Below are 9,689 nucleotides of genomic sequence, written 5' to 3'. Positions count from 1 at the left end.
TTGATAACTTTCTCTTCAGTTTGATCAATGTTCACCCATTCGTTATGTCCTGATACGTTTATCATCACCATTAATACAAGTACTATGTAGTTAAACACTCTTGTTCCTCCTTAATAAAAGATCTATGTTTTTATTAAGGTTACCTGAGCAAGACTTATTATTCATCGAGATAAAGTTTCGTACATTACGTCACGCTATCCCTACTCTGCTGGTTTGCAAATAAAAGAGAGCAGTTGCCAAGTGGTAAGCTGCTCCCTGCTGTGTTCATCTAACGTTTTCTCGTTAGTTTTAAAGAACGTTATAGAAATTTAATTTTCTACATACAACCGCATAAATTCATCAGCAAATTTCCTTACAAAGTCTCTATCAAGTGCAGTTGCTAAGGTTTCGTCGTTTTCTCTTGCATTTTTACTCCAATTATATGAACCATGCATCACAAACTCAAAATCGATTATACAAAACTTGTCATGAAGTCTATTTGACAGATATTTGCCCTTTAACGGAATCTTTTTCACTTCAAAATTACTTTCTAATTTGTGCAATATGTGTTTATTGGAATCTTCATCTGAAGTAATTATTCTTACATTAACCCCAGCATTTTTCCTTAGTAGCAACTCTTCAAATATTTCATTATCGGTAAACCATGCTACTGCAATCCATATCGAATATTTCGCATTTCTAATACCCTGAATTATTGTCTCTTTTATCTCATCAAAATATACAGCATGTTCTGTGGTCTCATCTTCCGCTAGATCAACAGGTTTTGGTTTAATATTTAATCCGTAAAAGTCATATTCGGCCGTTTCTATATATACTAAAGATGCTATTGCTTCTAATTGGCTCTTGAAAGTTCGTGCTACCTTTAATAATGGCACGGGTACTCTTAAATCAACATACTCTTTGTATTGATAAGACTTTCGCGTAAAGTCACTTGTTTTAAGGTAAGTTATCATGGAATTTCTTAATATCCCAAGTAGCTCATCTTTATTCTTATAGTCATCGTACTTAACTGTTTCAAACATAGTCTTCAAAAACTGCTTCTCGTCCATGTTGTTCCTCCATTTGTCTTACCCAGCCATAATTATTCCATTTTAACACATATAATTAAACATAACTGCCAGTTTGCATAACTAAAAGGGAGCAGTTGCCCACTGGCTTCCTTCATTATCTCTATTCACTTGCTATTCATAACGTAAGTTCCCTATAGTCTCCTATATTAATTTATTTTTCTATTCGATATATTTCATATCTGTATTTCTTCCATTTCAGCTCAAGTTCGTTCCAATCAATAATTATCCATGGATTAAAAAAAGTTTGTCCATTTTTATTGAAGAATAAATTTTGGCTAATATGATAAGATGCGTGTTGAATTATTCCTTCCTCATTCACCCAAACTACAACATCGCCATTTTGTATGTCCTCTATTTTTGCATTAAAATAATTGGCTCTTTTTAGTCCTTCAAAAAATGTTCTGGGATGAACCCACTCATTAATAATCCATTCTTGTTTAGTTAAAGCAAATAATGTGGCGGACAAGCAATTTCCACCTGCTTGTGCAGGAAAGGTATTTGCATACTTCTGTAAATGTAATGGAGTCTGTTCAGGCAATTCATAACAGGTCCAATCATCCCATTGTTTTGCGTATACTTTTAATAAATTCTCTTTAGTTTCATAAGGAATTCTTCTCCACATTTTACTTTGTAAAACTATGTACTCTCTTTCGCTATCTTTCACCAGATATTCCTCCGGAAAGAAAAAACTATCAGTGCATAGTGATAGTGGTAAGATTAACCCCCTATTTATCTGTAGCTGAATATTACTTATCTGTTTTTGTATATCTTTTGATTGGTGTGACAACCAATCTGACTCGGCTACTACAATGTACTGCACTTCCTTAGATATATTCCAATACTCAAAACTATTTACAAGTTGAATTACCGTATACGAAGAGTGATTAAAGAACTCTTTCTTTGGAATAACTAATACTCTATTAAGGTATCTTTCTAAGTTCCTTAGATCTTCTTCTCTAAGAAATAATAAATCTTTTTCTGGTACATATATATCCATCCAAATTCTAATCAGTTCCTTAGATGGTTCAATCATAATTCCCATGGTATGTCCCCCCTATCTAAATATACATTTACTAATCTGCCGTTTAACTCAAAGAAAAAGCAGCCAAATTTTCATCGGCTTAGTACAGAAAATCTTTACAATTTCTTCTTCCATCCACGGAGCTTGATGTAATAGTAGGTCGGTATGACTGCACACAATATTATTAGGAATGCCATAAGTAATTTCATATGCTTAACCCTCCAATTGGTGATATTCCGAACTAAATACAACAATAATTATATACTAAAACAGTAAAGTATCCCAACTTTTGTTATCCGACTATCCTGCCGAATCGCATAATAAAAGGGAGCAGCTGCTAACTGGCAAGCTGCTCCCTGCTGTGTTCAACTAACGTTTTACCGTTAGTTCAATGAGCGATTCATTCTTTTGATAGAGTAATTTTTTTTAGGATTACCGCAGTACAGACAGATATAACACTAGCTAAATATAGAAGAGCATATGCTATAGCAGCATAATATGTCAGTTCAGCTTCAATATCCGAGCTTGTAAGAACAAAAATAATGGCAAAGCCAACAATAAAAACGACCATACCCAATAGAATATTTTTAATAACTTCTTTCATTCTTTTACCTCCTAGGTTTATACCAGTTCCTAGATACCCTATCCCTAACGGAACAGCTAATCGACCATTTATTGATCTAAAGTTTTTTTACCGCTAGTCCTACAATCATTATCGCTAAAATAGCCTAGCCATTATTTCTCTAGCTTGCTTTAAATATATTAAGTTAAGAATTAAGGATTATGTATACTTTTCCCATATATTTTGCCCATCTTTAGCAATGAATTCACGAAGCCAGTTTAAAAAATTACACTTAAGAGACATACTTTCAGCAATACAACTAGTTTCATTACAAACGGAGATTGTGTCGTTGTCCAAATTCAAAACTATGTTATCACCTAGAATCCTAGCTATCCTAACTTGATTGGTGTAATGCTCATCAATTTGTGGTCTTAGATCAATCACTTCGTGACTACTATAAATATAATTTTCACCTTCATAAAATGGATGCTCAAACAATCTACAACCATTGTGGAGAAGTAAAAATTCTTTGTAGGAGTCAGGGAGCCTCTTATTAAGTACCTCCTCAAGAATATCAATATCGTGTTGTGATGCACCTTTATTGAGGATATTTTTAACTTTCCAAGTTTGATTGTTACCTATAGTAATTTCTATAAACCCTTCAGTATCCGTTCTCCTCTCTAGTTCATCAAATATATCTTCAACCATGATATTCTCCTCCCCTATATAACAAAAATAGCCAGTTAAACTGGCTATTCTTAATATAATCTATTAATAGTAGTAAAAGAAATGCTTTTTCATTAGTTGAACAATATTACTACTCTCCTGTAGCTTAATTACGAAGGCAATCGATCAATGCGATTAGTTCCCTTTATAATTAATTATCAGTAAGAAGATTTCACTCATGCCCGTTATCCTCTTTTCTTAAATATTGGAATACTTAATGCAGCTTCTTCATCCATTATCGGTTTTGGTTTTTCAGCTAGTTTTGCAGAAGGTGATGCTGAAGACAAATTAAATTTCGGATCATCACCTAATAACTCTTTGCGGATAATATCACGTAAAATCATGCCTCTAACACCTTTAGGAAGTCGCTGAATAGCTTCCCATAGTTCACTTTCTTCCGCCTCAGGGAAATATATCGTTATTTTTTGTTTTGTTGCCATTAGCTTATTGTGCTCCTAGCGTACATATCATACCCGAGCACCTGCAAATCTTGCGGTGATTCAGGGAATAATGTCTTTCTTAAACTATTTTCTTTTAATTGGTTTTCCATCCGTTCAGAAGAACCGCCGAGGAACACCACTTTATCAATCAAATGTCCTCTATCAATATATTTCCACTTAATGTCAGACCAAATATTTCTCGCCTGCTTATCTAGCACATGTAGCACTTCTTCATCTTCTGCAAAGTATAGTTTCTCTTCTTGCGAATTTTTATTGATAATGGTTACGCCATGATCCAGTGCAGAATCAACATCATACTTCGTGTAATTCTTAACACCTCTAGTACGTCTGTTAATGATCTTGCCTATTTCATCATAAGCCGAACCAATACCCAAACTTGGATGTGTGTCAGCTAGTTCATTAAATACATTTCCTTTTTGCATATATACATAGTTCACAGTTTGGAAGCCAACATCTGCTACAAGAACATTTTCTTTTTTCAAAGTTGGATTTGAAGAAAGTAAATACAAATTAGCTGCGTAACCCTGTGGCATAACGATTACATCGTCAATAGATATCTTGAATTTTGATCCTCTGAACTCAATATCAAATTCTTTATCAGAGAATAGATCTACCAGTAAAGGAGCTTCGTCCTCCATAGTTTGAATAGGCAGACCGGTTACTATGTCAGTTTTAAGATCCTCACCCGATGCCTGCACAGCTAAGGGGTAAAGGAACAATATCTTATACTCTAAATCCTCAACCCTGTTACGTGTACTTGATGCAGGCACCACATTTAAGTGCACAAATTCATGTTTACCAATTATGTACTCTACGCCGTCTACGATTATGGTATCCAGCTCGCTTCTTGAGTCTAGCGCCCCTAGTGGAATTTCTGTAACGAGGGCCTGCCGCTTTAGCACCTGCTGTTCGCTATCCGTCCATTTAACATACCCAAAACCTATATCAACTGACTTTTTCATTTTCTCCTCCTTATGTATAGATATGTATCTATACTTTTGGTTTCATATTGAATTATATCAGTTATATCTTTGAATATACAGCTAAAAATTCTAATTTTTACCTTATTTAGAGTTTTAACACTGTCAAAAGTATAGTTATGTATCGTTACGTATCTATACCATGTTGTACGCTGCTGATTAACCGCTTATATAATCAAACTAGGCCGCATTAGGACTATTAACATAAGCCTCTTTTACTTCCCTTTCTTTAAAGCTAAACTACGTATACTGGTATTCAATAAGGGAAAATAGTCGGGGGTCATCAAACAAGAAATATTTCAAGAGGCTCAGACAATAACATAGAGACTTATCGTAACGATCTGCAGGGAACAATTGTTTTCATCTTGGACGCAACTAAATATTAAATCATCCACTAGTGAAGGGGGAGTATACTGCAGTAACGAAACAGGGAGAAAAACAGTCAAAGAGCAGATCCCATATAAAAAAAGAAATCTCTAACAACACGTAGGGACAACGAAGATATAACATGTGAAAAATAATAGGAGGTCTATTCTATGAAAGGAATCGTTAATCGATTTGAAGGAGAATAAATAATTGAAATAATTAATGACATAAAAAGACATCGAGATTTATTATAGATACATCGTTAAAGTGGATGTTGTTGTTAACTTTAAGAGATAGAAACCCAACCGATTTGAAACAAAACGGCTTTAGCAAAGAATCAATCAACTCATGGAAAACGTCTGGAAAAATGGAAACAAGGAACTTACATATAATATTCTTAAATCATAGGAGCAGACTTGAAACCCTTGACTGCTCCTATTTTATCTTTATTAGACAAGATAAGTATTCTTAATTTTACAAATTCTTAAAGTATAAATCTAAAGCTTCATTAAGAATACGTGTCTTTGTACCTCGTCCACCCTCAATACTAAGCTCATCTAGGATCTTTTTTATATCGTTCTTGAACCATACAGTCTCTCTCGTGTATAATTCATCGAATTTTTCCTTTTTCTTAACTGTCCCTTTATTTTTGCTTTTACTTAAAAGTTCTCTCGCTGTGTTAGTAGTATCAATAAGTTCTGAATGGACTGCATTGCTTACTGGTCTTCTAATTTTATTTTTAAGCTGTTCCATTTTTGAATCAGACACGATTAATCAGCTCCTCTACAAATAAGCGATACTGTTTTAAACCAGCTTTTAATTCAGGGTTATTTGTAAATCCATTGATTGACAATCTCCCAATAGCAGCAGTTCGGGTCATAATCGTTTCAAAACAAAGATCCTCATATTCCTCTTCTACAAGCTCAATCAAAGCCTTATTATCTGTTCTTCTAGAATCAATTAAGGAGCGAAGAATACCAGCTATCTTTAAATTTTCGTTTGCGAGTTCCTGAACGTGAACGCAGGTTTCTAGAAACCTACCTAAAGCTGAATAACAAAATTTACTCGCTTCAAACATAGCCACTACTGCATCAGAAGCAGCTAATGCATTGATTGTTTGATCCCCTAAAGCTGGAGGTGTATCAATAATAATATAATCATAATCATCTTGAACACTTTCTAGAGTTTGCTTTAAAACGAGAGACCTATTACCTCTATAGGACCCATACAGCCAAGATGGGAAACGAGCTAGATGGTCTTCAGCACTTAAAAGATCAAGACGATCAGTTACTTTATGTATATATTTGCGAGCGTCTTGTTCTTGTAAAGCTTCAAAAACAGTTCTTTGATGGAAAACGTATATATCCTCTTGTGTCAATAATTCGGTCAAGTTCCCTTGCGAATCTAAATCAACAGCCAATACTTTCTTTCCGTATTCCGCACTTAGTATATGAGCAACTATACCAGAAGTTGTTGTTTTACTTGATCCACCTTTTTGAATGCCAAAAGAAATAACAGTTGCCACTAAATAGCCTCCCTATTTATTAAAAATTTCTGATATAAGTATAACACAATACATACGTGTACGTACACGTATACGTACACGTATGTATTAAGATTTATAGACCTTCCCACACTACATATTATTATCTACAGAATTTCATCGAATCTTTGATTCCTTCCCTCTAATTTAATTTACTTATGTTACAGCAGGAGAATAAACGGAAATACAGATTCTTATGATTCTAAAAAAGGTATTTCATGAAGAACGAGTTATATATAGCGCAACAAGAGAATGAGGGATTTGCTGAAGTAGCCTTGAATTATATGAATCTATATTAACGCATTAAAAACCAGCTTAAGTTAGCAATGAAAAAAAATAACAATCTAATTTCTACGGTAACGGACAATAAGCAAAGAGGACACTTTAAAGAAGGGGCTTAATATGTAATGAATGGGTGGCAATAAACAAAATCGCCCAATTTATTATTAGTAAATTACTTGAAGATGAATTATCAGCCACTTCTAAGACCAGCTTTCATCAGACTAATTTATTACAGAAAGCGTTTGGCTTGTCTTTTGTATTTTCTAATAGAGCGATTAAGGGCTGAAACATGGGTTCATCATAGAAACTCTGACCGAAGATTCATGAGCATTATATGGGTCTTTTCCCCTGTTTTTTTCTTTGAATTGATGTAAAATTTAGAATTATCCAATATAATAAATTTTGTTTTATTAACCGAGAGGAACTATCATCATGAATAACATTAACGTAGAAATTACAGTAGTCGGTGAATATTCAACATATGAACAGCTTTATGCTGAGGCTGAGAAACTACCTAAAACAATACGTCTGCAATGGATCAAGGCTTTAAAAATAGTTAAGAAGAATCTCTATAATGAGAAGATTTATTTTCTTTCATCAGCTGCTTTTAGTGGTACCACAATGGGCTATTTGTTTATTACGGACACAAAGGCAATATTAGCTGAAATAAGGCCTTTTGGAAAAATAAGACCTCATGAGATAAAGTATTCAGATTACTCAGAAATCGATCATGATATTCTCAAAGCATTAGGTATGACGGCATCTTCAATTGAATTTAAAAAAAGAGGATTTCTGAGAAGTAAGAAAATTAGAATTACTCATATTCCTCTAAATCAATTTGAAAATATTTTTAAATTCATTAAAAGGCATTTTAGTTAAAGTTTATACAATGATGAATAATCAACCCTTAATACGACTTTAGAGGACTTCCCCCTCTGAAACTTTATTAATTTTTTATGGTAGAGGGTTGCATCGTCAAAGTGATTGTCTATCCGGATTGAATAAAAGGGATATTTCTAGGTAGCATAGGATTTATTTCTTGTATGAAAGATTAGTCCTAAAAGTGCGTTCTCAATTTTGCTAAGAACACCCTTTTCTCCCTCCTTCTGGCTCAATAATGCTATTTAACAGGTTATCCATAATTTTTATCGGATGGTAACTAGTTCTATTGCGTGAAATGTTTTCAATAATCCAAGCCTTTCGTGTCCAATAACGATAATCTTTAGCACCTTCATCTTGTCCGGACTTGAATTTCCAAGATTGCAATCTGCTCCTTTATTAACCACTCGGAACAGATTGTATTTGCAGTTAAACGCCGTGATATAGAAAGAGCTGCAGGGCGAAAAAGGGAAAAGGAGTAATACCTTTTATATGATAATACTGGTCCAGGAAGAGCGGACCCCCTGATGTAAGGGAATGACCGATCTCTGACGGTACAAGAAGCCCTCCTATAGCACCTTTAAGGTAACCTATGATGATAATTATGCATCGACGTAAATCTAGTTAATGATTTCAAACAGAAAGCTTAAATAGATCCTGGATTAATAAAATTACCCAAAAGACGAAAAATCCAATATCCATACCACACTTTGTTAAAGAAGACGGAAATTTTCAACGTCCTAGAATTTTACAAATACGCAAAGTTGATGGTAACGGCTTAAGATCGGAGTGATAGAGTACGGGTCGAAGTCACTTTTAATGAAAAAAAACATGCAGATATCCTAGAAGCCATGAAGCAATATGGTAGCCAAGCTGGTTTCCTCAAATTTGCTGCTGTTTACTTCTTAAATGCAACAAAAAACGAAGGTTCTACTACTGCTGCTCCAGCCCCTAAACAAAGCACTCAGCAGCCTGCTATAGAAGCTACAACTGCCAAACCAGCAACAGAAAAACGCCGAAAACTCCCTCCAGGTATTGGAGGACAAGCATTTACTTCTCGTATGAAGGATTAGTTCTAGATACGAACAACGGAGGAATATTATGCTACTAAGCCAAGTGGAAAAGAAAACGATTGAATCGCTTCATACAGGAGAGAGTTATACGTTCGGTGGAGTCACAACTGGTAAAAATAAGCGCTATGAAGTACAAAAAGTTAGTGATGTTGAATATAAAGTTGCGGTTTATGACCTGTTGATTCGTTTAGATGCCGATTATGTCAAAACCCCAAAAGAAGTCATTGATTTTATAGAAACAAATTAATTAGTAAGTTTTATGGAAAAGACAGTCTGTCTAGCACTAGTTTGATAGAGATGATCAAGGACCTATAACTATTCATATAAGGGTGTTCTCATCTTGCCGAGAACACCCTTTTTAAGTTACTTAAATTCAAATGATGTAATTATTTTAAGTTACTTAAATTAAAACACAATACTTTATTTTAAGTTACCTATTTTCTTTCCAAGGAGAAACATTGTTAGAACGCAGGACAGATGCTAATATGATGTTGTTGAGACACCCTTAACTAAACAAAATTTACATATATAGGATTTCGGGAACAATTTCATATGATTATAATATTTAAAAATCGTACAAAATTTAATGTTGGAAGGAGTCACTATAGTGGGGATTAATGAGGCGATAACAACAAGAGTCCGTCTTCTTTGCAAAGAAAAAGGTTGGACAATAAACGAATTGATTAGACGATCCAATGTAAAACAATCGACAGTAGCAGAGATTAT

The 9,689-nt window shown here is 34.2% G+C and carries 11 protein-coding genes; 3 read left to right on the top strand and 8 right to left on the bottom strand.

Features of this window, described 5'->3' with window-relative positions:
* Positions 1-308: 308 nt before the first annotated feature.
* The 8 genes from H9647_RS25285 to H9647_RS25250 all read right to left on the bottom strand — a co-directional run bounded on the left by H9647_RS25285 (position 309) and on the right by H9647_RS25250 (position 6,711).
* The gene (locus H9647_RS25285; RefSeq protein ID WP_191805207.1) at positions 309-1,049 is read right to left on the bottom strand and encodes a phospholipase D-like domain-containing protein; all 741 of its coding nucleotides are present in this window, start codon (positions 1,047-1,049) and stop codon (positions 309-311) included.
* A 172-nt stretch (positions 1,050-1,221) separates the two neighbouring features.
* Entirely contained in the window at positions 1,222-2,112 is an 891-nt protein-coding gene (locus H9647_RS25280; protein WP_191805205.1) for a hypothetical protein, read from the bottom strand.
* Positions 2,113-2,491: 379 nt separating this feature from the next.
* Positions 2,492-2,695, bottom strand: a complete 204-nt coding sequence (locus H9647_RS25275) for a hypothetical protein (protein ID WP_191805203.1) — start codon at positions 2,693-2,695, stop codon at positions 2,492-2,494.
* A 177-nt stretch (positions 2,696-2,872) separates the two neighbouring features.
* On the bottom strand, positions 2,873-3,361 hold the full coding sequence (locus H9647_RS25270; RefSeq protein ID WP_191805201.1) for an SMI1/KNR4 family protein: 489 nt from the start codon (positions 3,359-3,361) through the stop codon (positions 2,873-2,875).
* 203 nt (positions 3,362-3,564) lie between these two features.
* Entirely contained in the window at positions 3,565-3,819 is a 255-nt protein-coding gene (locus H9647_RS25265; RefSeq protein ID WP_191805199.1) for a hypothetical protein, read from the bottom strand.
* A complete protein-coding gene (locus tag H9647_RS25260; RefSeq protein WP_191805197.1) occupies positions 3,819-4,802 on the bottom strand; it encodes a ParM/StbA family protein in 984 nt (327 codons plus the stop codon). The genes H9647_RS25265 and H9647_RS25260 overlap by 1 nt, the downstream gene beginning before the upstream one ends.
* A gap of 858 nt (positions 4,803-5,660) precedes the next feature.
* Positions 5,661-5,954: a hypothetical protein gene (locus H9647_RS25255; RefSeq protein ID WP_249717884.1), complete on the bottom strand. Its 294-nt coding sequence runs from the start codon at positions 5,952-5,954 to the stop codon at positions 5,661-5,663.
* Entirely contained in the window at positions 5,947-6,711 is a 765-nt protein-coding gene (locus H9647_RS25250) for a ParA family protein (protein ID WP_191805195.1), read from the bottom strand. Before H9647_RS25250 ends, H9647_RS25255 begins: the two co-directional genes overlap by 8 nt.
* 732 nt (positions 6,712-7,443) lie before the next feature.
* On the opposite strand from H9647_RS25250, the gene H9647_RS25245 reads away from it, so the two are divergent.
* The 3 genes from H9647_RS25245 to H9647_RS25235 all read left to right on the top strand — a co-directional run bounded on the left by H9647_RS25245 (position 7,444) and on the right by H9647_RS25235 (position 9,210).
* The gene (locus tag H9647_RS25245; protein ID WP_191805193.1) at positions 7,444-7,890 is read left to right on the top strand and encodes a PH domain-containing protein; all 447 of its coding nucleotides are present in this window, start codon (positions 7,444-7,446) and stop codon (positions 7,888-7,890) included.
* 851 nt (positions 7,891-8,741) lie between these two features.
* Positions 8,742-8,963, top strand: a complete 222-nt coding sequence (locus tag H9647_RS25240; protein WP_191805191.1) for a hypothetical protein — start codon at positions 8,742-8,744, stop codon at positions 8,961-8,963.
* A 28-nt stretch (positions 8,964-8,991) separates the two neighbouring features.
* Complete coding sequence (locus H9647_RS25235; RefSeq protein ID WP_191805188.1) at positions 8,992-9,210, top strand: hypothetical protein; 219 nt, start codon at positions 8,992-8,994, stop codon at positions 9,208-9,210.
* The last annotated feature ends 479 nt before the right edge of the window (positions 9,211-9,689 follow it).

This window comes from Paenibacillus gallinarum, from assembly GCF_014836635.1.
Classification (GTDB): Bacteria; Bacillota; Bacilli; order Paenibacillales; family Paenibacillaceae; genus Paenibacillus; species Paenibacillus gallinarum.
This window is presented reverse-complemented; position numbering and strand designations above follow the sequence as displayed.

What these genes read in the sequence shown, in the direction of transcription:
- H9647_RS25265 (WP_191805199.1), bottom strand. Translation starts at nt 3,819, where the DNA reads ATGGCAACAAAACAAAAAATAACGATATATTTCCCTGAGGCGGAAGAA.
- H9647_RS25245 (WP_191805193.1), top strand. Translation starts at nt 7,444, where the DNA reads ATGAATAACATTAACGTAGAAATTACAGTAGTCGGTGAATATTCAACA.
- H9647_RS25280 (WP_191805205.1), bottom strand. Translation starts at nt 2,112, where the DNA reads ATGGGAATTATGATTGAACCATCTAAGGAACTGATTAGAATTTGGATG.
- H9647_RS25270 (WP_191805201.1), bottom strand. Translation starts at nt 3,361, where the DNA reads ATGGTTGAAGATATATTTGATGAACTAGAGAGGAGAACGGATACTGAA.
- H9647_RS25275 (WP_191805203.1), bottom strand. Translation starts at nt 2,695, where the DNA reads ATGAAAGAAGTTATTAAAAATATTCTATTGGGTATGGTCGTTTTTATT.
- H9647_RS25285 (WP_191805207.1), bottom strand. Translation starts at nt 1,049, where the DNA reads ATGGACGAGAAGCAGTTTTTGAAGACTATGTTTGAAACAGTTAAGTAC.
- H9647_RS25260 (WP_191805197.1), bottom strand. Translation starts at nt 4,802, where the DNA reads ATGAAAAAGTCAGTTGATATAGGTTTTGGGTATGTTAAATGGACGGAT.
- H9647_RS25240 (WP_191805191.1), top strand. Translation starts at nt 8,742, where the DNA reads ATGAAGCAATATGGTAGCCAAGCTGGTTTCCTCAAATTTGCTGCTGTT.
- H9647_RS25235 (WP_191805188.1), top strand. Translation starts at nt 8,992, where the DNA reads ATGCTACTAAGCCAAGTGGAAAAGAAAACGATTGAATCGCTTCATACA.